The 25,465-nt window shown below is 27.9% G+C and carries 23 protein-coding genes, 3 pseudogenes and 1 riboswitch; of the genes and pseudogenes, 13 read left to right on the top strand and 13 right to left on the bottom strand.

What is annotated here, in order from left to right:
- Positions 1 to 67: 67 nt before the first annotated feature.
- A riboswitch (TPP riboswitch) is annotated at positions 68 to 176 on the bottom strand.
- Between the two features lie 520 nt (positions 177 to 696).
- Entirely contained in the window at positions 697 to 1,281 is a 585-nt protein-coding gene (locus DJ007_RS05390) for a TetR/AcrR family transcriptional regulator (RefSeq protein WP_129408666.1), read from the top strand.
- Between the two features lie 13 nt (positions 1,282 to 1,294).
- Positions 1,295 to 2,740 carry a radical SAM/SPASM domain-containing protein gene (locus DJ007_RS05385; protein ID WP_129408665.1) on the top strand — a complete coding sequence of 482 codons (1,446 nt, stop codon included), beginning with the start codon at positions 1,295 to 1,297 and terminating at the stop codon, positions 2,738 to 2,740.
- A 31-nt stretch (positions 2,741 to 2,771) separates the two neighbouring features.
- Here the strand turns inward: DJ007_RS05385 and DJ007_RS05380 are convergent, their stop codons facing one another.
- The 12 genes and pseudogenes from DJ007_RS05380 to DJ007_RS05325 form a co-directional block, all read right to left on the bottom strand.
- On the bottom strand, positions 2,772 to 3,992 hold the full coding sequence (locus tag DJ007_RS05380) for a GAF domain-containing sensor histidine kinase (protein ID WP_129408664.1): 1,221 nt from the start codon (positions 3,990 to 3,992) through the stop codon (positions 2,772 to 2,774).
- Between the two features lie 447 nt (positions 3,993 to 4,439).
- Positions 4,440 to 5,831 carry a cysteine--tRNA ligase gene (gene cysS / locus DJ007_RS05375; RefSeq protein WP_165974057.1) on the bottom strand — a complete coding sequence of 464 codons (1,392 nt, stop codon included), beginning with the start codon at positions 5,829 to 5,831 and terminating at the stop codon, positions 4,440 to 4,442.
- 5 nt (positions 5,832 to 5,836) lie between these two features.
- The gene (gene gltX / locus DJ007_RS05370) at positions 5,837 to 7,297 is read right to left on the bottom strand and encodes a glutamate--tRNA ligase (protein ID WP_129408662.1); all 1,461 of its coding nucleotides are present in this window, start codon (positions 7,295 to 7,297) and stop codon (positions 5,837 to 5,839) included.
- A gap of 70 nt (positions 7,298 to 7,367) precedes the next feature.
- Positions 7,368 to 7,784 carry an NUDIX domain-containing protein gene (locus DJ007_RS05365; protein ID WP_240739300.1) on the bottom strand — a complete coding sequence of 139 codons (417 nt, stop codon included), beginning with the start codon at positions 7,782 to 7,784 and terminating at the stop codon, positions 7,368 to 7,370.
- A gap of 52 nt (positions 7,785 to 7,836) precedes the next feature.
- On the bottom strand, positions 7,837 to 8,982 hold the full coding sequence (locus DJ007_RS05360; RefSeq protein WP_129408661.1) for a response regulator: 1,146 nt from the start codon (positions 8,980 to 8,982) through the stop codon (positions 7,837 to 7,839).
- A complete protein-coding gene (locus DJ007_RS05355) occupies positions 8,983 to 9,381 on the bottom strand; it encodes a cytidine deaminase (protein WP_129408660.1) in 399 nt (132 codons plus the stop codon).
- Positions 9,356 to 10,690 (bottom strand): hemolysin family protein, encoded by a 1,335-nt coding sequence (locus tag DJ007_RS05350; RefSeq protein ID WP_129408659.1) that lies wholly within the window; start codon positions 10,688 to 10,690, stop codon positions 9,356 to 9,358. Before DJ007_RS05350 ends, DJ007_RS05355 begins: the two co-directional genes overlap by 26 nt.
- A gap of 11 nt (positions 10,691 to 10,701) precedes the next feature.
- A complete protein-coding gene (locus DJ007_RS17240; protein WP_240739349.1) occupies positions 10,702 to 10,830 on the bottom strand; it encodes a DUF2179 domain-containing protein in 129 nt (42 codons plus the stop codon).
- A gap of 135 nt (positions 10,831 to 10,965) precedes the next feature.
- A pseudogene (locus DJ007_RS17235) lies at positions 10,966 to 11,507 on the bottom strand (YitT family protein); the annotation flags it as partial.
- A 35-nt stretch (positions 11,508 to 11,542) separates the two neighbouring features.
- Positions 11,543 to 12,728 (bottom strand): annotated as a pseudogene (gene dnaJ, locus DJ007_RS19995) (molecular chaperone DnaJ).
- Positions 12,729 to 12,731: 3 nt separating this feature from the next.
- A pseudogene (locus tag DJ007_RS05330) lies at positions 12,732 to 13,303 on the bottom strand (nucleotide exchange factor GrpE).
- 86 nt (positions 13,304 to 13,389) lie between these two features.
- Positions 13,390 to 14,400, bottom strand: coding sequence for an HrcA family transcriptional regulator (locus DJ007_RS05325; RefSeq protein WP_129408656.1), 1,011 nt, complete (start codon positions 14,398 to 14,400; stop codon positions 13,390 to 13,392).
- A gap of 113 nt (positions 14,401 to 14,513) precedes the next feature.
- Here DJ007_RS05325 and DJ007_RS05320 point away from each other — a divergent pair, with 113 nt between their 5' ends.
- The 9 genes from DJ007_RS05320 (at position 14,514) to murC (ending at position 23,048) form a co-directional block, all read left to right on the top strand.
- Positions 14,514 to 16,001: a UDP-N-acetylmuramoyl-L-alanyl-D-glutamate--2,6-diaminopimelate ligase gene (locus DJ007_RS05320; RefSeq protein WP_129408655.1), complete on the top strand. Its 1,488-nt coding sequence runs from the start codon at positions 14,514 to 14,516 to the stop codon at positions 15,999 to 16,001.
- The gene (locus DJ007_RS05315; protein ID WP_129408654.1) at positions 15,998 to 17,254 is read left to right on the top strand and encodes a UDP-N-acetylmuramoyl-tripeptide--D-alanyl-D-alanine ligase; all 1,257 of its coding nucleotides are present in this window, start codon (positions 15,998 to 16,000) and stop codon (positions 17,252 to 17,254) included. Before DJ007_RS05320 ends, DJ007_RS05315 begins: the two co-directional genes overlap by 4 nt.
- 10 nt (positions 17,255 to 17,264) lie before the next feature.
- Complete coding sequence (gene mraY, locus DJ007_RS05310) at positions 17,265 to 18,215, top strand: phospho-N-acetylmuramoyl-pentapeptide-transferase (protein WP_129408653.1); 951 nt, start codon at positions 17,265 to 17,267, stop codon at positions 18,213 to 18,215.
- Entirely contained in the window at positions 18,212 to 18,673 is a 462-nt protein-coding gene (locus DJ007_RS18910) for a Mur ligase family protein (protein WP_129408652.1), read from the top strand. The genes mraY and DJ007_RS18910 overlap by 4 nt, the downstream gene beginning before the upstream one ends.
- The gene (gene murD, locus DJ007_RS18905; RefSeq protein ID WP_129408651.1) at positions 18,610 to 19,518 is read left to right on the top strand and encodes a UDP-N-acetylmuramoyl-L-alanine--D-glutamate ligase; all 909 of its coding nucleotides are present in this window, start codon (positions 18,610 to 18,612) and stop codon (positions 19,516 to 19,518) included. The genes DJ007_RS18910 and murD overlap by 64 nt, the downstream gene beginning before the upstream one ends.
- The gene (locus DJ007_RS05295) at positions 19,518 to 20,678 is read left to right on the top strand and encodes an FtsW/RodA/SpoVE family cell cycle protein (protein ID WP_129408650.1); all 1,161 of its coding nucleotides are present in this window, start codon (positions 19,518 to 19,520) and stop codon (positions 20,676 to 20,678) included. The genes murD and DJ007_RS05295 overlap by 1 nt, the downstream gene beginning before the upstream one ends.
- On the top strand, positions 20,668 to 21,108 hold the full coding sequence (locus DJ007_RS05290; RefSeq protein WP_165974029.1) for a UDP-N-acetylglucosamine--N-acetylmuramyl-(pentapeptide) pyrophosphoryl-undecaprenol N-acetylglucosamine transferase: 441 nt from the start codon (positions 20,668 to 20,670) through the stop codon (positions 21,106 to 21,108). Before DJ007_RS05295 ends, DJ007_RS05290 begins: the two co-directional genes overlap by 11 nt.
- Before the next feature lie 104 nt (positions 21,109 to 21,212).
- Positions 21,213 to 21,641 carry a UDP-N-acetylglucosamine--N-acetylmuramyl-(pentapeptide) pyrophosphoryl-undecaprenol N-acetylglucosamine transferase gene (locus DJ007_RS05285; protein WP_165974028.1) on the top strand — a complete coding sequence of 143 codons (429 nt, stop codon included), beginning with the start codon at positions 21,213 to 21,215 and terminating at the stop codon, positions 21,639 to 21,641.
- Between the two features lie 63 nt (positions 21,642 to 21,704).
- A complete protein-coding gene (murC, locus tag DJ007_RS05280; protein ID WP_129408647.1) occupies positions 21,705 to 23,048 on the top strand; it encodes a UDP-N-acetylmuramate--L-alanine ligase in 1,344 nt (447 codons plus the stop codon).
- Between the two features lie 32 nt (positions 23,049 to 23,080).
- On the opposite strand, the gene DJ007_RS05275 is transcribed toward murC, so the two are convergent.
- The gene (locus tag DJ007_RS05275) at positions 23,081 to 23,410 is read right to left on the bottom strand and encodes an STAS domain-containing protein (RefSeq protein WP_129409011.1); all 330 of its coding nucleotides are present in this window, start codon (positions 23,408 to 23,410) and stop codon (positions 23,081 to 23,083) included.
- A gap of 218 nt (positions 23,411 to 23,628) precedes the next feature.
- On the opposite strand from DJ007_RS05275, the gene DJ007_RS05270 reads away from it, so the two are divergent.
- Together DJ007_RS05270 and DJ007_RS05265 are read left to right on the top strand one after the other, a co-directional pair.
- A complete protein-coding gene (locus tag DJ007_RS05270; protein ID WP_129408646.1) occupies positions 23,629 to 24,069 on the top strand; it encodes a hypothetical protein in 441 nt (146 codons plus the stop codon).
- A 1-nt stretch (position 24,070) separates the two neighbouring features.
- The gene (locus DJ007_RS05265; RefSeq protein WP_129408645.1) at positions 24,071 to 25,012 is read left to right on the top strand and encodes a toast rack family protein; all 942 of its coding nucleotides are present in this window, start codon (positions 24,071 to 24,073) and stop codon (positions 25,010 to 25,012) included.
- The last annotated feature ends 453 nt before the right edge of the window (positions 25,013 to 25,465 follow it).

Here is a 25,465-nt window from a genome sequence, read left to right as displayed (position 1 = left end):
ATCTTACCTCCTTAAAAATTTTTATAAAAAAATACGCCTTCCGGCAATGGAAGGCGTTAATTAAATCTTCATTTATGCTCCGCTCTCCCTACGCCGGTATTACCCGGATCAGGTGCTGGGGTCTAAGGCTTCCGCCTTAATCTCAGCTCCGGACTAGGAGCTCCCCGGCGGTTATCCATCCATAATTATATCACTAAAAAACACAAAAATCAATAATATATTGATTCAAACTGTCGATAAAGTATTAAAAAATAATGTGAGTGAAGGCTTGAATTTTCCCGAAAAAAATATGAGTGAAATTAGTCAATTTTGCATGGATGCAAAATTGAGCGAAACCGAACATGGATGTGAGTTTGAGCGACTAATGAAAACGAATATTTTTTGAGGATAAAGAAAATTCACCACCTGAACGAATATTATTTTTAATTTCTTTATAGGTAAATAAGTTTGTCCACAATCTGAATCAATATATTATTTATTATTATTTTTGCGTAACAATCTTTTTGCGATTATGTTATATATTTGACTAACCAGTCAGTCAGTTTTTTTGCTTACTAAAAATTGTTCAATTTGCGGGTTCAATAAAACATATTAATGACAGTTCAATTTTATGACTTTATTTGTCATATTTGAAACGAAATGTGAATTGTATTATAATGTTATTGACTAACCAGTCAGTCAAAGAGGTGATCATAAATGGTATCGGATACAAAAAGTAAAAAAAGTACATATAAAGCACAAAAAAAGAAAAAAATAGCAGAAAATGCATTGGATTTAATTTTGACTAAAGGATTATCTCATTTCACCATGGATGATGTTGCCAGAGAAACTGGTGTCTCAAAAGGAACATTATATCTATATTTTGATAGCAAAGATACTTTAATAATAACCGCATTTGGTATATTGGTAGAACGCTTAAAAAATTATATCAGTAATCTTTTACCTGAAGAAACACCAAAAGAAGAAAAAGCAAAAGCTATTATTAAATTATATTCAAAAATAATTAAGGAATTTCCTTCAGACGATCTTTTAAGGCTTTTTGAAATTTTAATAAATTCTATTCATGATAAAAAACGGCTGAAAGAACTCGGTGACTTATTTCATGATTATTATTCACAGCTATTTGACTTATGGTCTGAATTTGTTCCAAACAAAACAACAGCAATTATATTGCAGGCAATGATTGATGGAATTGGTATTTATAAATCTGTAGGCGTTAATTTTAAAGAAGGGGAATTATGTACATCTTTAGAATATATAATAGGAAAAATTATATCATAAAGGAGGGGTTTTTATGAAAATCCTTGATAGCATGAAAACAATGATGTTAAAACAAGCATCCAAACTCGTAACCAACGTTGTAAGAAATTCAGAAGTAGAAGATTTAGCAAAACTTTTGAGAACACTTTCCAACTTAGCAAAAGAACCAGCAAAAAGTGGTTTAAGAAAATTAGCAGAAGGTGCAGAAAATAGAGATCCAATGCTTGTTAACTGGTCAAACTTATTTAAAAGATCCAATCCAAAAGTTGTAGAAAAGGTTATAAACAATTTGATTATCAATGAATTTGCAATAGGAGAAAAAGTAAGACAGGAAAAGATGCATGAACATAAAGTAGTATTACCAAAATTAGCAGTTATCAGTCCAACATATGCATGTAACTTAAGATGTGTTGGATGTTATGCAGGATTATATGGACACAAATATCAATTATCAAAAGATGAATTATTCAGTATAATCAGACAATTCAATGAACTTGGAATATATTTCTTTGTTATTACAGGAGGAGAACCATTCATATATCCACACTTATTCGAAATGTTAGAAGAATTCAATGATTCTTATTTCATGATATATTCAAACGGTACATTAATAACAGAAGAAAAAGCAAAAAGATTAGCGGAATTAGGAAATGCAACACTTTCAATATCTGTTGAAGGTTTTGAAGAAATGACCGACTGGAGAAGAGGAAAAGGGGTATTCAAAAAAGTATTAAATGCATGGGATTTATTAACAAAATACGGAGTAATATATGGAGCATCAGTAACGGCAACAAGAAAGAATCACGATTTAATAATGAGTGATGAATTCTGGACATTCTTAAAAGAGCATAATGTTGCATATGTATGGATATATCAATTTATGCCAGTAGGAATGGATCCAACAATGGAATTGGTACCAACACCAGAACAAAGATATGAAAGATTTGAAGTAACAGAAAAAGAAAGATTAGGTGGAGACTTTGCATTTGTAGCAGATTTCTGGAATCATGGATTCTTAACTCATGGATGTTTAGCAGCAGGTTCAAAATACTTACATATTAATGCCAAAGGATATGCAGAACCATGTGTATTCCAACAATTTGCAGTAGATAATATAAGAGAAAAATCAATAATAGAAATATTAAAATCACCATTCTTTGAAGCATATAAGAGAACAATACCATATTCAAATAATTTATTCAGACCATGTCCAATTATAGATAATCCAAAAGTATTCAGGTCAATGGTTAAAAAGTTTAATGCAATACCGCAACATCCAGGAAGTGAAAAAACAATTACAGAATTAGCACCAGAATTGGATAAATTAGCAGAAGGATGGAAACCATATGCAGACAAATTATGGTATGAAAGAGGTTATGCAGAAAAATATCCATCCAAACGAGGAATCTATAATTATGAAACCAGAATGAAAAGATATGCTGACAATGAAGAAAAACTTGCTTTAGATAAAAAAGGTTAATAAAAATGGCCCATGATGGGCCATTTTTATTTTAGCTTATTCTTTGCGGAAATCTAAGTTCTACTGTAGTACCTTTATCAACCTCAGAATCAATATGAATTCTTCCTTTTAACTTTTCTATCAATTTTTTTACAATAGCCAAACCCAATCCGCTACCAGGCTTATTTTTTGCCAATCTAACAAAAGGTTTAAATATCTCATCTAACTTATCTTTTGGCATACCCGGGCCACTATCTTTCACAACAATAATATATTCTTTTGTTTTTTTATCAAAATCTATATACACATTAACATATCCTTTATCAGTGTATTTTATTGCATTTCCAACTATATTTACCAATATTTGTTTCATTTTAATTGGATCAGTTTCTATCATCTCGGGAATATTTTCACCAAATTTGATATTTAATTCAACTTCTGGAGATAATTGTGGTTCAACAATAGAAATTGATTCATATACAAGGAATTTTAAATGTAATTCTGTAATATTTAATTCTTCTTCTCTATTTAACTTATTAAAAGTAGATAAATCTGAAATCAAAGAATTCATATGTTTAGAACTTAAATATATTCTTTTTACTAAATCTAAAATTTCTTCTTTAGAAAAATCGTCTTTTCCTCTCAATATACTTTCTGCATAACCTAAAATTGCTGTTAACGGAGTCCTTACCTCATGTGTAATAAAACTCAAATATATTCTATTTAATTCATTTGCTTTTTTTTCTTCATCCCGTAATGATTTTAGAGTTAAAAAAGTAGATGCAAAACTGCCAAATATTTTTAATGACTTTTTTGCAGTCTCACTAAATTTTTTTAATTGGAAATTATCTATGTAAATGTGCCCTTTTATCGTATTTCCTACTTTTAACGGATATGCGAGAGTTATCATTGTTTCATGTTTAGCATGCAATACCTTCAAATTTTCTTTAAATAATCTTGATGGACTTTTAAACTCTTCAAACGAATCAATCTCTATAATATCCATAGAATCCATATATTTATATATATAAGAATCTTCAAGAGGAACTACAAGGTTTTCAACAACATCATCATTATAATTATATCCAACTACTGCTTTATATAGCGTATTATCAATAAGCCAAATTGTTCCGGCTTCTGCTTCTGGAATACTTTCAATTGCTACAGATAAAAGTTTCTTCATAAATTCTTTTTCATTTTCTTCGCCTGTTAGCTTTAAAGATAATTCCGCCATTAACTCAAAATTAGATAAAATATCATTTTCGCAATTCATCACCCTACCTCCATTTTTTCTATTTCTTTACAATTATAACACATTTTTTACACATGTCAAATCTAAGATGAAGATTTTTTCATAATAATAAAGTACAAAATAAACAAAATATAATGAATAGAATAAAAAATAAAACTCATTCAGACGCTTGATTGCTTAAACTCTTCGCGGAGCGAAGGGGTTAAGGATTTTAGAAAATTTTTATTAAATTCTTATTTTTAAACATATTTATCCTTTCGCGAAGCGAAATGATAAGGCAATCTGCGAGTCATCATTCGTTTTATTTTTTTAATTCCATTTATAAATTATTTCCTTTATTATATTTATTAATTATCTTAATAATAGTCAAAATAAAATAAGAAAAAATAATATGAGCGAATATTATTTTGATTATTTTATTTTGAACCATATTAGTATAAAAAAACTCTGCTGAAACAGCAGAGTTTTTTAGTCAATAGTATATTTTGTTCCTTCTGGTGTATCTTTTAATGTTATCCCAATATTCTTTAATGTATCCCTAATATAATCACTTAACTGAAAGTTCTTTTCTTTTCTTAACGAGTTTCTTACATCAATTAAAATATTCATCAATTCTTCTGTCTTCATCGCTTTTTCTTCTTTTGTAGGCAATTCAAAAATACCCAATACCGGTCCAAATTCATTTCTAATTAAATGATATGTTTCTAATACTCTTTGTTCATTGCTTTCATCAAATGCTCTATTTAATTCATTTACCAGATCAAAAATCAATGCTATCGCTTTTGGTGTATTAAAATCAATGGATAAATAATCTACAAAATTATTTATCTTTTCTTTCATATAATCAGATTTTGGAATATATGGCACATGATCATCATATTTTTCTTCTACTCTTTTTAATGCTTCATTTACTCTTTTTACAGCTTTCTTTTGAGCATTTAATCCTTCTTCTGTAAAATCTAACGGTGATCTATAATGTTTTGATAATATAAATGTTTTGATAGTATCAGGATCATATGCTTTTATCAATTCTCTTACAAGCCATATATTTCCAATAGACTTTGACATTTTTTCTCCTGAGAATCTTATCATTCCATTATGCATCCAATATTTTGCAAATGTTTTTCCATGTCTGGCTTCTGATTGAGCCTTTTCATTTTCATGATGTGGGAAAATTAAATCATTTCCACCTGCATGTATATCAAAAGAGTCTCCTAATAAACAATTTGACATAACAGAACATTCAATATGCCATCCTGGCCTTCCTTTACCCCATGGACTTTCCCAATATGGTTCTCCTTCTTTCGCTGCTTTCCACAATGTAAAATCAAGCGGATTCCTCTTTTTTTCTGATATTTCTATTCTCGCTCCAGATATCATATCATCTGGATTTCTATGGGATAATTCACCGTATTTTTCAAACTTTGCAACATCGAAATATACATCACTATCAGATTCATACGCATAACCTTTATTTATTAAATCCTCAATAAATTCTATTATTTCCGATACATAATTTGATGTTTTCGGATGATAATTTGCAGATCTAATTCTTAAATAATATGAATCCTTCCAATATTCAACTATATATCTTTCAGCTATTTCCTCAAAAGGCACTCCTTCTTCATTTGCCTTATTTATTATTTTATCATCTATATCTGTAAAATTTTGAACCATGGTTACTTTATATCCTACATATTCTAAAAATCTTCTAAATGCATCAAAAACTATCATAGGTCTTGCATTTCCAACATGAATTAAATTGTAGATAGTAGGACCACATACATACATGCGAACATGATTTTTTTCAATAGGTTCAAAATCAACCAATTCGCTTTTTAAAGTATCAAATATTTTTATAGTCTTCACCATTTAGCCACCACTCTTTCCAATCTTTGAAGAACTCTTGTCCTTCCTATTAAATGAATGGTTTTTACTAAATCAGGACCTTCAAAGGAATTAGTCAATATCTTTCTTAAGGACATATAAAATGGTTTTTTCTTTGGTTTTGCTTCTTTCATTGCTTCTTTAATGTTCTTTAATATTGTTTCTACTTTCCAGTCTGGATCATTTAATACTTTTTCATGTATTAATTTTATTGTATTTTTTACACCTTCTGCATCTAAAAATTCTTTTAGTTCTTCATTTTCAAGCTCGACTTCAAAATCATTTAAAAATATTTCCAATTTATCAGGAATTTGGGATAAATCTTCAACAGATTCTCTTACAATATCAACTGCTTCTGTTACCCATTTTTTATTGTTCTCAAATTGTTCTTCTGTTAATAATCCTTTTTCAAGAATAAATGGTTTTGATAATTTTACAATTCTATCTAAATTTGCATTTCTTATATATACTCCATTCATCCATTTTAACTTTTCATTATCAAAGATAGCTGGACTTGAATTTACCCTATTTAAATCGAAGTTTTCTATCATTTCATTTAAAGGCATTATTTCTTTTCCTTCAGGGTGCGACCAACCCAATAAGGCTAAATAATTAACCAATGCTTCTGGTAAATATCCTTTATTTCTGAATTCTTCTACAGAAGTTGCGCCATGTCTTTTGGATAATTTTTTGCCATCTGGCCCCAAAATCATTGAAACATGTGCAAATTCTGGAACTTTAACTCCAAATGCTTCATATAATGCAACCTGCCTTAATGTATTTGACAAATGGTCATCTCCACGAATAACATGCGTAATTTCCATTGTCATATCATCTATAACAACAGCATAATTATAGGTTGGTAACCCATTACTTCTCATAATTATAAAATCGCCAATAGCTCCTTCCCCAAATGTTACAGGTCCTTTAATTAAGTCATTAATAGAAAATGGTTTTCTTGGCATCTTAAAAAATACAACTGGTTTTAGTCCTTTTTCTTCAAATTCTTTTTTTCTTTCTTCTGTATTATATGGTTCCAATAATTCATATGAATAATGTGGTGGTTTCCCTTCTTTAGCTAATTTTTCCTTTATTTCTTCTAATTCTTCTGGATATACATATGAATAATATGCTTTACCTTCATTAATTAATTTTTCTGTCATTTGTTTATATATATATGTTCTTTCGCTTTGTCTGTAAGGTCCATATTCCCCTTTTACATTAGGTCCTTCATCCCAGTCTAACCCTAACCATGTTAAAGCTTCAATTAATTGATTCTCTGATTCCTTTGTTGATCTTTCAATATCCGTATCTTCAATTCTTAATACAAACACGCCATCGTGTTTCTTTGCAAAAAGATAATTATATAATGCAGTTCTGGCTCCTCCTACATGTAAAAAACCTGTTGGACTTGGTGCAAATCTTACCCTAACACTCATTTTTATATCCCTCCTAGTAATTTAGCTCTTGTATACGCTGCTATTGTTTTAGCATCTGTTATTTCATTGTTCAACACCATTTTTTCAAATTCATCAATTGAAATCTTTTTACTTCTAAAAATTCATCTTCATCCAGATTCATTTTAGATTCCTCAAGATCCTTAGCTAAATAAAGATGAATTATTTCATTTGAAAATCCAGGGGTTGTATAAATATATCCAAGATATATCCAGGTTTTAGCTTTTTTCCCTATTTCTTCTTCCAATTCTCTTTTACCACATTCCAACGGCACTTCACCAGGTTCATCAAATTTTCCAGCTGGTATTTCCAATAAGTGCTTTCCTATTGGAAATCTATATTGCTCTACTAAATATACGTTATTGCTTTCAATTGGTAAAATTGCAACAGCTCCAGGATGAACAACAAACTCCCTTGTTGATTTTTTCCCATTGGGCAATTCAACAGTTGCTTTTCTTACATCAAGCAAAACCCTTTAAATACTTTTTCTTCATTCAATGCTTTTTCTTCAAAATTCATACTTATTCCTCCCATTTTAATGCTAACACCGTTATATCGTCATTTGGGAAATTCCACTCAAGATGTCCTTCTATTGCTTCTTTCAATATATCTATTATCTCCTTAATGCTTTTATACTCTTTCGCAATCAGAATATTATATAATTCTTTTTCAGTAAAATCAGTCATATCTAAAATTCCATCAGTATAAAATACAATAAATGTATCTTTATCTATTTCTTTTTTAAATATATTTATATTATCTGAATTAATTAAACCTACTCCCATTGGGAAATCAGTTCTTCTATCATATTCAATATGGTTATTTTTTAAAAATATTACTTCCCTATGTGCTAAGTTTACATATTCAATAGTATTCTCTGATATTATTGAAAAAATACCTGTAAAATATCTACCATCAAAAAAATATTCCTTTATGCTCTCCTCTAATTTTAATATTATCTCCTTTAAATCAGTCATATTCTCATTATTTACTATTCTATCTATTTCCTGTTTAACAATTATCGACAAAAGAGCAGAAGTTACGCCGTGACCGGAAATATCATATATATATGCAAATGTTTTATTATCAGCCATAGGAATTATTTCAAGCATATCTCCAGAGGTATTATGCGACGAAATATATATATAGTCAAACATAATATTATTAATTTTCTTTGTTTTTGGCAATAAATTTCTTTGAACATTTCTTGCTATTTTTAAATCTTTTTCATAGTTTTTCAGTGTTTGTTTTAGCTTTTTTTGCGTATTATAAAAATCAAGGTGTTTTTTCACCCTTATTAAAATTTCATACGGATGAGCTGGTTTTACAATATAATCAGATGCCCCAATTTTAAAAGCTTTTTCTTTAGTATTTAAATCATTTACTGCTGTAAAAAAGATTATAGGAACATCGAAATTTCTTTTCATCAATTTTAGTTTCTCACAAACTTCAATTCCATTCATTTCAGGGAGTTTTTCTTCTAATATAACAATATTTGGCTCATGTAATTGAGCCATCCTTATACCTTCTAATCCGTTCTTTGCTTCATATACCTTAAATTCTTCATTGAACTCCAATATTTTCAGAATCTCATTTTCATTTGAAAACAAATACTTTAAAAAGAAACGATGGTCTTCATTTTCATCTATTATCAGTATTTTTATCATTTAGCTCTTCCCGGAAAAACCATACGGAAGTAATTCTTCAACACTCATGATTTTTAAATCTTTTTTTAAATTTGTTAGTATAACTTCGTCTACACCAAATTCTGCAATAACCTGTCTACACGCGCCACATGGGCTTATTGGTTCATCTGTATCCCCAATTACAACTAATGCCTCAAAATCCTTTTCCCCTTCTGACACTGCCTTAAATATTGCTATTCTTTCTGCACACATTGATAATCCATAAGATGCATTTTCAACATTTGTACCTGTATATATTTTACCGCTTTTTGTAATTAAAGCCGCTCCGACTTTAAATTTTGAATATGGAGAATAAGAATTATTTAACGCTTCTTTAGCCTTTTTATATAATAGTTCAAACTTCTCTTGATTTGTTTTCATTAAAATCCTCCTTAACAGTAATTTTTACTTTATCAATTTTATTTTTTGATACAGATACAATTTCAAAAATAACTCCTTCTAATGTAATCTTTTCTCCTGCTTTTGGAAATCTCTCAAATTCCTCTAATAATAGTCCACCTATTGTTTCAAAATCAGTATCTGGCAATTCCAGATCTAATTCTCTTTCTACGTCATTAATAGGGGTTGTCCCATTAACCAGATATATATTTTTACCAAGCTTTACTATATTAATTTCTTCAGATACTATATCGTATTCATCCAGTATTTCTCCTGTTAATTCTTCCAATATATCTTCCAGGGTTACCAATCCTGCTGTTCCACCATATTCATCAACTACAATAGCCATATGAGTATGTTTCTCTAAAAACAATTTCATAACATCTCTAACTTTCATAGTTAAAGGAATAAATTCTACTTTGTGCATAATATTTTTTATATTAATCTTCAAAACATCTTCATTTAATCCTTCTTTTTCAAGAATTTTAAATACATCTTTTGCATAACAAACCCCTATTATATTATCTATTGATTCTTTGTATATTGGTATCCTTGAGTATCCTTCTTCATTTATTATTTTTATTAACTCATTTAATGTATCTTCCTCTGAAATAGCAATTATATCAACCCTTGGAGTCATTATTTCTTTTACAGAAATTTCTTTTAATTCTAAACCCCTTTTCATTATGAATTTTTCATCTTTTTCTATAACTCCTTCTTCATGTCCAATATCAAGATAATTCATTATTTCGTCTTCTGTTATAAAAGGTGCTTCACTTATCTTTTCTCCACCAAATAATTTAATGAAAAAATTAGAAATATTTACCAGCAACCATATTATTGGTTTTAATATATAGGTTAAAAATGAAATTACAGGAAATACAAAATTAAAGAATTTTTCTGTATTTTCTCTTGCATAAACTTTAGGTGTTATTTCACCAAAAATTAGTATCATTAATGTCAAAACGCCAGTAACTATTCCCACAGCTTTTCCTGCATTTCCTGGTACCAATTCAATAATAAAGGCCGTTGTCAAAGAAGAAACCAGAATATTTACCAGATTATTCATCACAAGAATCGTGGTCAATAATTGATTCGGATGATGCAAAAAGTTGTGAAGATTTTCTTTGGATTTTTCATCATCTTCACTTTCTATTAAATCCTTTATCTTCAATCTGCTCATAGAAGTTAATGCTGTCTCCGATGCAGAAAAAAACGCTGATAAAAACAACAATGTAACTATTTCTAAAATCATAACTATAATATCCTTATAACTACTGGGGTCGTCCACAACTCAACCTCCTATCTTAACCTCTTAAATCCATATCCCAAAGTCTCTGAATTTGGAAATATACTTACAAACGCTTTATCATCAATATTTTTTATTATCCTTCTCAACTCTCCGATTTCTCTTCTTGTTAATACAACCATTAAAATCTTTCGTTCTTTTGATGTATATCCACCCTCACCATTTAAAAAAGTAACTCCTCTATCGAGTTTTTCAAATATCATCTCTTTAATTTTATCATATTTTTCGCTTATAACCAACACTGTTCTTGTTGCCTCAAATCCTTCAACCACAGTGTCTATCATTTTTGACGTAACAAAAATGGTAATGACGCCAAACATAGGAACAATTGGATTAATCAAAAATGCTGACATTGTAACCAATGTATCAACCAGCAAAAGGCCTTTTCCAGTTGAAACGTGAAAATATTTGTTTATTATCATTGCTATAATATCAGTACCGCCGGTTGAGGCATTTCTCCATATAACAAGTCCTATACCAATACCTGCTAAAACACCACCATAAATTGCACTTATCAGTAATGGATCAATATTAAAATTTGAATTTAATAATAATGATTTCATTTTTGAATCCAAATGCCAGACCTGTTCAAAGTAATCAATTGAAAATGATAACAATAGTGCTGCATATATACTTTTAAAACCAAACCCACACCTAATAGCCAAAATCCCAAAGCAAAAAGGATTATATTATAAATTAACATTTGTAATCCAAGCCACCAACCGAATAAATTCTTTAAAACAATAGCAAGGCCACTGACGCCACCAGCAACTATAGAAAATGGATCAAGAAATAACACAATTCCCAATGCTGTTAATAAAGTTCCAATTGTTATTATAATATAATTAACAGTTTCCTTTTTAAGGTCAAATCTTTTTTCCAAAATTTATTCCCCAGTCTTTTTAATTTAGCAATTTCTTTCAACAGTTTCTTTTCCCTTAAGCCTGGTTTTTTAATTCTAACATTTATCTTTACATATAAATCACCAAATTTTCCTGTTCTAAAATCGGGCAACCCATGTCCTTTTAAAACAAGAACTGTGCCGGGATTTATCCCTTCTGGAATCTTTAGTGTTGTTTTTCCATTTAACAATTCTAAATCTATAGTTGCACCTAATAAAGCCTGTACATAATCAATATCTACTGTAGTTTCTAAATTGTTACCATTTCTTACAAATTTCGGATGTCTTCTTACATTAACCTTAATTATCAAATCTCCCGATGGCCCACCATTTTTACCGTCATTTCCTTTATTTGGTATTCTAAAAGTGTATCCATCTTCCACACCTGCTGGTATTGTTATATCTATTTTTCCCTATGTAATATTTTTCCACTACCATGACACACGTCACAGCGTTCATTTATTATTTTTCCTTCACCATGACAGGTTGGACATTGATAATTTCTAACAAATACTCCAAAAAAGGTTCTTTCTTCTTCCTTTATTGTACCTGTTCCATTACATCTTGGACATGTGGTGAAACTTGTCCCATTTTTTGCTCCAGTTCCATTACATGCCTTACATACAGTATACCTATCGTATTCTATATGCTTTTTTATATCATTTAATACATCCTTTAAATCAACTGTAATTGAGAAAAATTTATCTTCTCCTCTAACTGGAGGTTTTGATGTTCTCTGCCTTTTCTGAGAAGAAGTTCCTCCACCCATAAACATATCAAATATATCAGAAAATGTTCCACCAAAATCTCCAAAATTGCCAAATAGGTCTTCAAATAAATCTTCAAATCCACCTCTTCCTCCCCCTGGCCAGGAGGCGGCATACCGTTTTCTGGAACAAAACCAAATCTATCATAAAGAGCTTTTTTCTGAGGATCGCTTAAAACTTCATATGCTTCTTGTATTTCCTTAAATTTTTCTTCTGCTTCTTTTTTGTTTTCCTGATGTCTATCTGGATGCCATTTTTTAACCAATTGTCTATATGCTTTTTTTATCTCTTCTGGTGTTGCGTTTTTGGAAATTCCTAATATCCCATAATAATCCTTCTTCTGATTCAATATCATTCACCCTTTCTTTTTCATTTGTTTCTTCCTCTTTTGATTCTTCTTTCTCTTTGACTTCTTCCTTTTATTTGAAGGTTTTATGGCAACTTTTACCTTTGCCGGTTCAATTATTTTACCATCTAATTTTATTCCTGGTGATTCCAGACTATATATATGATATTCTTCTACCTCATCAGTTTCAACTTTCTCAATAGCATCATGTTCAAAAGGATCAAATTTATCATTTTTGTTAGGGTTAATAAATTCAACACCAATATCTTCAATTGTTTTAACAAATGATTTATAAACCATTTCAACCCCTGGGCGAAGATATCAAGATTTTCTCTATTATTCATTACAATTGAAAAGTTTTTATATATCGGTAATAATTGCTTTATTACGCTTTCTTTTGCTTCTTTTTTTATTCTAATTTTTTCTTTCTGAACAATGTCTTTATAATTTTCAAAATCTACTTTTAAATTAATAGCATAATTCTTTATTTTTTCATATTCCCCTATCAATTTTTCTTTTTCACCTTTTTGATTTTCCAGTTCCTTTTTTAACTCTTCTATTTCTTTTTTTAAATCCTCCATATCTTTATCTAACTCCTGTTCTTTTCTTTTTACGCTTTTATTTTCAACTTCCATTTTCTTTTTTTCTGTGGCATTAAAATCCCTCCTTATAAATTTTTTGATATTATTTTAGATAATCTGGAAGTATATTCATTTAAAATAGTGTATATTCTTTTATAATTGCTATATTTAAATGTCAATAGCGCAACTTTTCCGAGAGGATTTGCATTATGACAGTATGACGTTTCAATCATTATAAAATTTCTCAATTCATTAATGCCAAATTCATTTCCTATAGTAGTTTTTATTTCAATATCAAAAGGTTTCAATGATAATAACTGAACTTTCATTTTATCTTCCTCTACAACTTTAGATAGAAAAACTATCTCTTTTGTGTTAAAATATCCTGAAGAGATAACTTTTGCCAATCCATTTACAATAAATTTATTCCTAAAAAATTCTTCCGCCAATAAAAATACAAGATTATATAAATTCATTAATCTAATATCCTGTTCTTTTTCTATACTTTTTGACTTTATAATATTAATAATTTCATGCATGGATTTTCCAATCAATCCATTATTTAATATTTTTTCAAGTTCTTTAGGAGATGGAAATCCGAATTTTTCCACAGTTCTTGTAATAGATAATCCTAAATTCGTCATCAAGGTTATTTGATAAAAATCATTCGTTAAATCTGAAACCACAGCTCTTGTTATATATATATACCTTGAGTCTGGCAATTCCAGAATAACCAGACTATTAGTTAGCTCAGAAAGCATCTTTGAAAACTTATCAAACATAATATTTATATCATAAAACTTATAATCCTGTGGCAATTCAATATTTTTACTTTTCACAGAAAAACTCTCTTTTATTGCTTCAAAATATAATCTTAAAGCCTTATCTGTGGGGATTCTTCCAGCGCTTGAATGCGGTTGGAATATAAGATCAAGATGTTGCAATTTCTGCATATCATTCCTGATAGTAGCAGAGCTAACACTTAAATTAGATTTTTTTAATATTTCCGATGAACTTATAGGTTTTTTTTCTTTTATGAAATTTTCTATTATAGAAAATAAAACTTTTTTTTGTCTGTTGCTCAATTCTTTCGGCATTTTATCACTCCTTTTTTTGAGTGCTAATTATATGATAACATAAAAAAAGGGTTGTAAAAAATTAATTATTGGTGTAAAATTAGTTAAGAAATGATATATGGGAGCGTGATATTATGATTGGCCATAAGATTATTGATGTGTTGGATAACTTAATCATTGAATACAATTTTCCTTTGGAAAAAGAATATACATTCTTTACCAATAATACAAATAAAATAAAACCGGGATCGGTTTTTGTTTGTATAAAAGGAACATATTTTGATGGCCACGATTTTATAAAAACCGCAATAGAATTTAAAGCTGCTTTAATCATTGCTGAAAATCCGAAAAAAGTGCCACAATCTCATCCATATATTCTGGTTAGCGATACAAAAAAAGCTTATGCTTTGCTTAATTATGCATATTATAACATAAACTTTGATGATTTTAATATTATAGGAGTTACTGGAACGAACGGAAAAACAACAGTAATTTCTTTAATTCATTATGTTTTGACGCAGGGAGAAAAAAATAGTTCTTTGATAAGTACAGTTGGGATTAAAGTTGGAGACGAATTACTTTATGAACCATATAACACCACGCCAGGTGTAGATGAAATTGCAAAAATCTTAAGTCTTTCAAGAGAAAGGTCCATAAAAAATATCTGCCTTGAAGTTTCATCACATGCTATCGATCAAAAAAGGATATACAAAATCCCTTTTTCCATTGCAATTTTAACAAATATAACAAGAGACCATCTTGACTATCATAAAGACTTTAAAGAATACAAAAAAACAAAATTATCTCTATTTAAACAATTAAAAAATACAGGATATGGAATCATTAATTTAGACTGTATAAATCTAAATGAAGTTCCATTGGAGAAGGATAATATTATAACTTATGGCTTTAATAAAGTTGCAGATTATAAGATATCAAATGTTGAATATAATAATTCTCAAATGAGTTTTATTATAACAGAACCCGATGGGACAGAAAATAAAATCCACACACATTTAATTGGCGAATATAACGCACAAAATATCACTGCTGCATTTATCGCTTTAAAATTAATGAAGGTAGATAATGAAACAATAAGACACGGATTTTTAACTTTCAATGGTGTTCCAGGAAGATTCCAACTTGTTGAAAATACAAAAGATATTGAGTATAAGGTGTATATTGATTTTGCACATACTCCAGACGCTTTAGAAAAGGTTTTAAAAAGCGCCAGAAAAATCACAAAAGGGAGAATTATTCTTGTATTCGGTGCCGGAGGTGCTGCTGACATTGGCAAAAGAAAAATAATGGGAGAAATTGCTTCCAGATATAGTGATTTAATAGTAATTACAGATGATGATCCAAAAGATGACGATCCCGATGAAATAGTAGAACATATATTAGAAGGAATAGATAAAGAAAAAACATTTATTGTTATCAGAGATAGAAAAACTGCTATAAAAGCAGCAGTTAGTTTTGCTTCAAGAGATGACATCGTTATTATTGCTGGAAGAGGACACGAAAAATTTCAACTCTATGAAAATGGGAAAAAAATACTTTTTAATGATTATGAAGTTGCATATGATATTGTTCAAAAATTCAGAAAGGTGATGAAGAGATGAATAATCATTATGAAATAGATTCAAGAAGTGTTAAAGAAGGAGATATTTTTATTGCTATAAAAGGAGAACATAGTAACGGTCATGACTTTGTCAATGATGCCTTTAACAAAGGAGCTAATAGCGCTATAGTTGAAGAAAAAAGAAATTATATTAAAAATAATATTATTCTGGTGGATAATGTAATTAATTATATAAATGATATTGCCTCAAAAAACTTAAAAAAATATTCCAAAATTAGAATAGGCATTACAGGTTCAAATGGAAAAACTACTACAAAGTTTTTCCTTTTTCATTTATTATCATATGGATTTAATGTTTTTACAACAGAAAAAAACTATAATACTGAGATAGGTATTCCTCTAAGTATATTAAATAACTATAAAAATCAACCAGTTTCAATCCTGGAAATGGGTTTAAGAAAGGAAAATGATATAAAATATCTCTCTAAATATTACAATCCAAATGTTTCTATAATACTTAATATAGGAAGTTCACATCTGGAATTTTTCAAAACAAGAGAAAAAATAGCAGAAGAAAAATTAAAAATTTTGTCATACGCTGAAAAACCCGGTATTGTATTTATTAACGGCGATGAGCCGTTATTAAATATAAAATATCCTTCAGATATTAAAGTTTTTAAGTTTGGCGAAAAAAAAGAAAATGATGGTTATCTAATTGATTTTGAATATCTAAATGGAAATACACGAGTTTTTTATAATATTTATGGTGAAAATTTAATGCTTACATTTACCGGAATATGGAATAAAGGACAATTAATGGATGCATTAGCCGCTTTAATGGTTTCTCTTTATTTCGAAATACCTTTAGATCCTTTTTATATTTCAGGTTTTAAATTACCGGAAAAAAGATTTAAATTGAAACAATTTAAGGATTCTATTATTATAAACGATGCATATAATGCTTCAAAAGAAGCTTTTTTGGCTGCTTTTGAAAGTTTTAAAAAAATGGATTTTGATAATAAAAAGATATTATTAATGGCGGAAGTTCTGGAAATAGGAGAACAAAGCTATGAATATCATCAAGAAATAATTGAAAAAGCTAAGGATTTTTTTGATGAAATTTATTTTTACGATCCACAAAAGAAATTTGATTTCAAAGATATAAAATTCTTGCGAGATAAAAATGAGGTTTTTAGAATTTTAAATATTCCAAAAGCTTTTATTTACGTAAAAGGCTCCAATGGAACTGGCTTATGGAAATTTGTTGAAGAAATTTTTAATAACAAAGATTAAGGAGGAAAAAATGTTATTATTGATATCTCTTATCATTATTTTTATTGAATTTTTATTATATCCAAAATATATCCTCTGGGCAAGAAAAAAACAATTTGGACAGTATATTAGACCAGAAGGTCCTGATTTACACGGTTATAAACAGGGAACACCTACTGCTGGAGGAATAATTTTTATTCCAACAATTGCTATATTAAATATTTTGGGTTTTGTGTTTTTAAAGGATTTTATATTTTTATATATATCAGTTTCAGCATTGTTATTCAGTTTTATAGGTTTTTTCGATGATTTCAAATCTATATTGAAAAAAGATGCTATGGGATTAACCCCAAAAGGAAAATTAATATTACAGATATCATTTTCAATAATATTATATTTACTTTTTTCAAAATTTTTTTCTCCTTTTAAATTGAATATCCCTTTTATAAAAAGTGCAATTGATATTAACTCCATAATATATTTTATTCTATATATATTTCTTTATACTGGATTTTCCAATGCAACAAACCTTACAGATGGACTCGATGGATTAGCTGGTGGAACATTTGTAATTTCTTCTATATTTACTATTCTCATTGGAGTTATACTATTTAATGCACCTATATTTTTGTTATTTTCTATTATTCTACCCATATCTATTTTCCTCATTTTTAATGTTAAACCCGCAAAAATTTTTATGGGTGATACAGGATCTTTAGCTCTCGGAGCAATTTTAAGCGCTTTAACTACATATTATCATATAGAGTTTTTCCTGTTTTTTACAGGCTTTATATTCATCATTGAAACATTAAGCGTTATTATCCAGGTTACTTCATTTAAATTAAGAGGCAAAAGAGTTTTTTTAATGTCACCAATACACCATCACTTTGAATTGAAAAAATGGCCAGAAGAAAATATTACATTTAGATTTATTCTTATTAATTTAATATTTTCTATAATAGCTCTTGGAGGTATATTATGAAAATTTGTCTTGTTGGATATGGTATAAGTAATGAAGAACTTTTAAAAAAAATTTTGATAAATGAAGATGATGAAATATATGTAAGTAATAATAAACCTTTTTCTGATAAAGAAATTTTCTTTTTTGAAAATAATAATATTTTGTACGAAGAAAAACACGGAGAATTATTAAAAAATTCTGATCTGGCAATAATCAGCCCGGGAATAAATCCTGAAAGCCTTCCTGTAAAAATTATAAAAGAAAATAATATTTCATATACTACAGAAATTGAATATGTCTGGAAAAAAATAAAGGATAAAAATCCAGAATCAATTTTTATAGCCATTACAGGAACAAATGGAAAATCTACAACTACTAAATTAATAGGTCATATATTGAAAAATGCATATAATACATTTATTGGAGGAAATCTGGGAACACCCTTTCAACTGCTGAATTTAACAAAGAAATATATATAGTTGAAGTTTCAAGCTTTCAATTATTCTGGAGTAAAGAATTTACTCCAGAGATTTCTGCTTTAATAAATCTTATGCCAGACCATTTAGATTGGCATTCTTCACTTGAAGAATACTATAATACAAAAATAGATTTAATTTTAAAAAGTATCAACAACAAAGGACTTGGTTTTGTTAATGCAAACCTTAAATCCTATTTCGATTTCAATAATAAAAATCTATTCTTCTTCGGGGAAAATGGTGATTATTTATGGAATAATAACATGATAAAAACAAAAAACAATATTAACATAACAATAAAAAATAACGCATTAAATTTAGATATATATAAAGAAGATGTTTTAGCCGCTGTAGCAATAGCTCTAAATCTTGACATATCAAAAGACTTAATTGAAGAAAGTTTAAAAACATTTAAAACATTAGAACATAGGTTAGAATTTGTTGGAGAATACAAAAATATTAAATTTTACAACGACTCAAAAGCAACCAATGTACATGCTGCATTTTCAGCATATAAATCTTTCAGGAATAAAGATTATATTGCTTTATTATCCGGACGTCCCAAAAATGAGGATATGACAGAATTTTTGAAGGAACTGCAGAAAAATGCAAGAAAGACAATTGTATTTGGAGAAATGATTAATGAAATAAAAAAATATCCTTTTTTCACAAACTATATTATAGAAAAAAATTTAAATTCTGCGTTTAAAAAAGCAGTTTCACTGGCTGATGAAGGTTATTATATAATATTATCGCCTGCAGGCGCAAGTTATGATCTTTTTAAAAATTATAAAGAACGCGGAAAAGCCTTTAAAAAAGAAGTGTATAGATTAATGGAGATGGTATAGTGAATAAAAACAAAGTATTAAAAAATAGAATTATTTTATTTATAATTACAGTGGGGATGGCTCTGACATTAGGAACATTTTTCGTTTATAGTTCTTTAAAAGCCATGGAATATACTTTCTCATCTGTTCAAATCGATAAAATGTTTCAAAAACACATTTTTACCATTCTGTTATCATCATTTTTAGGATTTATTGCCTTTGTTTTATCCAGGTTCATTACAAAAAGCAAACACTTTATGAATTTACTCTTTATATTTTTTACAATGTTGCTGGTTTTGGTTTTAACTCAAACACCTATAAATGGAACAAAGCGCTGGATAACATTGTTAGGAATTCAAATTCAACCATCAGAATTTATAAAACTATTTTTGCCATTATATTTATCCTGGTACTATTATAAAATCAAAGAAAAAAAATCTAATTTTACTTTTGGAATTATAATTCCTTTATTCATTATCTTTTTAGAAGTTGCATTAATATTTTTAGAACCTGATTTAAGCGCATCTATTCTTATATTTATACTTTCAATACTTACGATCTATGTAAATGGTGTAAAAAATATACATTTTTATCTAACTATAGCATTGATAATAATTGTGGGAATATTTATTATAACAAATACAGATTTTTTGCAGGGATATCAAAAATCTCGTTTAGAAAAGTTTTCAAACAAGGAAGAAAATTATCAACTTCAACAATCTCTTGATGCTATTACCAATGGTGGATTGTTTGGTTCTGGAACCTTTATAGGAGAAGAAAAATATACAGTACCTTATTCATATAGCGATTTCATTATAGCTGTAATCGGAGAAGAATGGGGAAAAATAGGCATTATAATGGTTATTACTTTATATTTCTTAATCTCAAGAGAATTAATTTTAATATCCCATTATATTAAAAACTCAGCTGCTCGAAATTTTATGGTAATTTTTGCATTCTGGATATTTTTCCAGAGCTTTATAAATATTGGCGTCTCTGTTGGTATGTTACCCACAACAGGAGTTACATTACCTTTAATGAGTTATGGAAATTCCTCATTACTAATAACTATTGTTTCAATTGGCTATATTATGGGGATGATTTATTACGAAATTATAGAAGAACAACCAATTGATGAAATAAAAAATGAAAAAAAGGTGGAAAATACAGATGAAGTATAATATTGTGGTGTCAGGTGGTGGTACCGGTGGACATTATTATCCCGCTTATTCAATTATCAAAGAGTTAAAAAATAATATAAATTTTAATTTAACATATTTTACTATATACAACAGATTAGATTACTTTAAAGTACCTCAGGATTTCCCGGAAGCTATACATATTCCTTTAAAAGTAAAAGGATTAATAAGGCCTTTACACTCATTAAAAAATATCAATGTGTTAATTAATACATTTTCAAACTATGTCAAAGTAAAAAATATTCTCAAAAAAGAAAAAATAGATTTTGTAATTTTAACTGGAGGATATGTAACAGTTCCTGTAGGATTAGCTGCAAAAGATTTGAAAATTCCTATATTCATACTTGAACAAAATAAAATTATGGGAATAGCTAATAAAGTTCTAAGCAAATATGCAAAAAAATATTTTTAACTTTTGAAAATACAATTGGAAACAAATATCCAGAAAAAAGTATAATTAGCGGAAATCCTTTAAGGATACCAAAAAATATTAATAGAGAGAAATTACTGAAGAATTTGAATTTTGATAGTGATAAACCATTAATAACTGTATTTGGTGGGAGTCTTGGATCAGAATTTATTGACAATTTGATGATAAATGTCTATGATTATATCAATAACATTAATTTCTTACATATATCAAAAAATATAAAGTCGCGATGGAGCAATGTAAGAGTATTTGAATATTTAGATAATCTAACAGAATACCTTTCTATCAGTGACATGGCAATCAGTCGTGGTGGAGCAACAAGTTTATCGGAGATTGACTTTTTTGAATTACCTGCTATAATTATACCGTGGGGAAATTCAGCAGAAAATCAACAATTTTTAAATGCAAAGAGCTTTAATAAAGAAAATATACATATATTTACTGAAAATGACATAAATTCAAAAAATATAATTGATATAATATCTAATATACAAAAAGAAAAGATTATGTTATAAAAAAGAAAAATCCTTCAGAAATTATTGTCAAAACTATTCTAGATTCATTAGGAGGCGCCTAAAATGAAATACTTTTTTTCCGGTATTGGCGGAATTGGAATGAGCTCTTTGGCTCTTTATACAAAATATAAAGGCTTTGATGTTTCCGGTTCAAACAATCTTGAAAGTGAAAGAACAAAATATCTACAAAATAAAGATATAAACGTTAAAATAGGACATAGTGAAAAAAATGTAGAAGATATAGATATGCTTATAAAAAGTACAGCTATCAAAGACACAAACCCTGAAATACAATATGCCAAAAAATTCAACATACCTATTTTAAATAGAATGGAGTATTTAAATTATATATTAAAAAGCAATTATAGTATTGGTATTACTGGAACCGATGGAAAAACAACAACTACAGCTATGATATCTCATATCTTAAGAAAAGCTCATTTTGATCCAACAGTATTTCTTGGAGGAATACATGATAGTTTAGAAGATGGCAATTTCAGAATAGGTTCAGGTCCTATAGTTAGCGAAGTTGACGAAAGCGATGGTTTCATCAGAAATACAGTTTCAGATGTTTCTATAATAACAAATTTAAGACCTGATCATTTAGAACATTATAATAATTCATTTGAAAATCTTGTAGATTCTATCTATACCCATGCGTCAAACGCCAGAGATTTTGTTTTACTAAATGGTGATGACTCTATATTAAACACATTTTATGATAATTTAGTAATCAGATTTGGAGCAACGGATAAATCAGAGTATTATTTCACAAACAGAATACCACATGGTTATTATCAAACATTTGATGTTAATTACAAAAATAAATTCATAGGAAAAATAAAGATGAATCTACCAGGTATTCATTATGCCTATGATGCAATTGCAGCTATCGCATATGCATTAGAAGCTGGTGTTAGTTTTGAGAAAATAAAAGCTGCATTTGAAACATTTAATTCTGTTAATAGAAGATTTAATGTACTATTTAAAAATAGCCATATTTTCGTTGTAGACGATTATGCACATACTCCGGAAGAAGTAGAACATACAATTAAAGCTGCCAGAGAATATTTTCCAGGATATCCTATAATTGCAGTATTTCAGCCACATAGATACACAAGATTATTCAGACATTATAAAAAATTCAGTCATGTTTTAAAAAATGCTGATAAGGTTTTTGTGTATAGAATTTATTCTGCTTTTGAAGATCCCATTGAAGGTATTGATGAATTAAAAATGGCAAGATTAATTGAAAATTCTGAATTTATCGATTCAGAAAATAAAATGATAGATAAAATTCTGGATATAAGCGATGGGGTATTCTTATTTCTTGGCGCTGGAGATATAACAAATGTCGCAAAGAGAATTAGTGATATATTTATAAAAAAATATGAAAGCGTGGTATAAAAAATATAAAACCGCTCCTATCTGGAGCGGTTTTATATTTCATCTATGGTATCTACAATTTTTACAATTTTATCAAGTTTTGTCATTTCAAATATTTTTCTAACCTGTGGCTGTAATCCAACTAAAATTAATTCCTTTTTCAAATTCCTTGATTCTTTTAATAAACTCACAATTGCACCTAATCCAGCACTATCAATATAAGAAACCAAAGACATATCAATCACATATTTAGTATGAGATAATTCTGTTAATTTTTCTTTAGTTTTTTGTTTGAATGTTGCAGAATGATAAGCGTCAATTTCTCCTTCAACCTTAATTAAATAAAAATTTTCCTGTTCAGAAAAATCTACTGTAAAATCCATTATTACACCTCCATTTTCATTTTTATGTCTTAAATAAATTATAACATATTTTTTTGAATATTCAAATAAAGAATATATTTTCAATTATTTCAATTTTTCCCTTGTTTTTACATAAAAAAATTTATTCTTTTTTTAATTTTTTTGAATTCAACATTGATTTTTTTAAAAGAATGTGGTATATTACTTTTATATAAAAAATTTTTTGATGGGGGTGAATTATGAAATTATTAGCTTTAGTTTTTATAATTATTGGATTAGTAATTATATTATCGGTTTTCCTGGGATATTCTTTAACCTTTTGGAGAATTATTGAATTTATTGTTGGTTGTGGATTTATTATTGCAGGATTTAATCCTACACAAAAAGTTGAAATTACAAAAAATAAAAGAAAAGTAATTTTAAATGGTAAAGACGCAGAAGAAGTAATAGATGATATTTTAGAACCTCAAAATGGTTGGTTTTTTAAAGTATTAAAAAGAACCCATAAAAATTTCAGGTTTAAAAGTCTTATATTTGGTTTAATATCAGGAATAACATTAATATTGGATAGTTTAAACATCATTAAAACCGAATTAAATTTCTGGGAAATATTATTAGTAATAATAGCAGCATGGTTAATAGCTTCAGGACTTTCCAGAATATTTCTAAGGAGGAAATAAAATGATAATGGGAATTATTTCTGTACTCATAGGTATTCTAATATTTGCAAGTTTAATTTTTAAAGTTTCTTTTACTATAAGTGCTGTAATAGAATTGATTCTGGCATTAATATTTATTTTTGATGGAATGAAAATATTTAAAAAAATAAAAAGTGAAAATTTAGGGAATCTTATATTTGGTATTATTTTACTTTTTGATCTTTTCAATCTCTTTAATTTTAATGCTTCTGTTGGTGAATTAATTCTATTGTTTATAGGTTCTCAATTATTATCAAGTGGTCTGGTAAGCTTATTTTTAAGAGATCTTTCATTGAAATATTCAAAAAATTATCAAACAAAAAACAATAATAGTTTTGAAATTCAAACAGATAAAACATTAGAATTAAAGCTTGACCTTGATTGGAATAAATGTAATATTACATCACATAGTGAAAAAAACTTGCAAATAAACAGCGAATATAATAAGTCCATATTTAAACAAAAAATTGATTTTAAGGATAATATTTTAAACTTTGAAGAAAAATTAAGAATTAATTCAATTAATATACCTGAAAGGGCTCGAAGTAGTATCTATATTCCCTATAAAACCAATGCTATTTTAGACGTTCAATCTAATGTAAGTGATTTAATATTGGATTTATATGAAATAAATTCAAACTATGTAAAAATCAATTCAAAAGCATCAAAAATACATTTAATACCTTCATCTAAAAATGACTCTAATATTGATATTAATATTCAGGTAAGTAATCTAATATTAGAAATCCCATCTAATGTTTTTGTTGTAATAAACTTTATTGGTGACTTAACATTAAAAGACCTAAATAATTTTATACAAAAAGATGATTCTACACTTGTATCAAACAATTTTGAAAAATCACAATATACATGTAAAATAAATATTTCATCTGAAATGTCAAAAATATCCTCTTTTATGAGCTGAACATTCGCTTCGTGAAAGATCTAATAATTTTTATTATTAAACATTTTCTCTAAACACTTCACTTCTTTCTAAAACTCTTCACTTCGTGAAGGATTTTAGGATGAATGTTTTTATTATAAAATAAAAAAATAAACTTAAACCTTTCGCGAAGCGAAATGTTTAGGATAAATATCTTTATTATAAAATAAAAAAAATAAACTTAAACCTTCCGCTTCGCGGAAGCTTTTTGTTTTACAAATACTCTTCACTTCGTGAAGGGTTGAAAAATTTTTTATTTTTCATAATAATTCTTCACTTCTCGAAAGAACTAATAATTTTTATTATTAAAACATTTTCCATAAACACTTCACGAAGTGAAGTGTTTTTTATTTAATAATATTTTATTTCTAAAACTCTTCACTTCGTGAAGGATTTTAGGATAAATATTTTTATTATAAAATAAAAAAAATAACC

This window comes from Marinitoga lauensis (assembly GCF_004135675.1).
Classification (GTDB): Bacteria; Thermotogota; Thermotogae; order Petrotogales; family Petrotogaceae; genus Marinitoga; species Marinitoga lauensis.
This window is presented reverse-complemented; position numbering and strand designations above follow the sequence as displayed.

Excerpts from the sequence above, each read along its gene's own strand:
- DJ007_RS17240 (WP_240739349.1), bottom strand. The coding sequence starts at position 10,830 with ATGGTTGTATTAACAAGAAGAGAAATCGGAGAGTTGAGAAGGATAATA.
- DJ007_RS05355 (WP_129408660.1), bottom strand. The coding sequence starts at position 9,381 with ATGAAAACAAATCAAGAGAAGTTTGAACTATTATATAAAAAGGCTAAA.
- murC (WP_129408647.1), top strand. The coding sequence starts at position 21,705 with ATGAAATACTTTTTTTCCGGTATTGGCGGAATTGGAATGAGCTCTTTG.
- DJ007_RS05265 (WP_129408645.1), top strand. The coding sequence starts at position 24,071 with ATGATAATGGGAATTATTTCTGTACTCATAGGTATTCTAATATTTGCA.
- DJ007_RS18910 (WP_129408652.1), top strand. The coding sequence starts at position 18,212 with ATGAAAATTTGTCTTGTTGGATATGGTATAAGTAATGAAGAACTTTTA.
- DJ007_RS05270 (WP_129408646.1), top strand. The coding sequence starts at position 23,629 with ATGAAATTATTAGCTTTAGTTTTTATAATTATTGGATTAGTAATTATA.
- DJ007_RS05290 (WP_165974029.1), top strand. The coding sequence starts at position 20,668 with ATGAAGTATAATATTGTGGTGTCAGGTGGTGGTACCGGTGGACATTAT.
- DJ007_RS05325 (WP_129408656.1), bottom strand. The coding sequence starts at position 14,400 with ATGCCGAAAGAATTGAGCAACAGACAAAAAAAAGTTTTATTTTCTATA.
- DJ007_RS05275 (WP_129409011.1), bottom strand. The coding sequence starts at position 23,410 with ATGGATTTTACAGTAGATTTTTCTGAACAGGAAAATTTTTATTTAATT.
- DJ007_RS05315 (WP_129408654.1), top strand. The coding sequence starts at position 15,998 with ATGAATAATCATTATGAAATAGATTCAAGAAGTGTTAAAGAAGGAGAT.
- DJ007_RS05360 (WP_129408661.1), bottom strand. The coding sequence starts at position 8,982 with ATGATAAAAATACTGATAATAGATGAAAATGAAGACCATCGTTTCTTT.
- DJ007_RS05390 (WP_129408666.1), top strand. The coding sequence starts at position 697 with ATGGTATCGGATACAAAAAGTAAAAAAAGTACATATAAAGCACAAAAA.
- DJ007_RS05380 (WP_129408664.1), bottom strand. The coding sequence starts at position 3,992 with ATGAATTGCGAAAATGATATTTTATCTAATTTTGAGTTAATGGCGGAA.
- mraY (WP_129408653.1), top strand. The coding sequence starts at position 17,265 with ATGTTATTATTGATATCTCTTATCATTATTTTTATTGAATTTTTATTA.
- gltX (WP_129408662.1), bottom strand. The coding sequence starts at position 7,297 with ATGAGTGTTAGGGTAAGATTTGCACCAAGTCCAACAGGTTTTTTACAT.
- DJ007_RS05385 (WP_129408665.1), top strand. The coding sequence starts at position 1,295 with ATGAAAATCCTTGATAGCATGAAAACAATGATGTTAAAACAAGCATCC.
- DJ007_RS05320 (WP_129408655.1), top strand. The coding sequence starts at position 14,514 with ATGATTGGCCATAAGATTATTGATGTGTTGGATAACTTAATCATTGAA.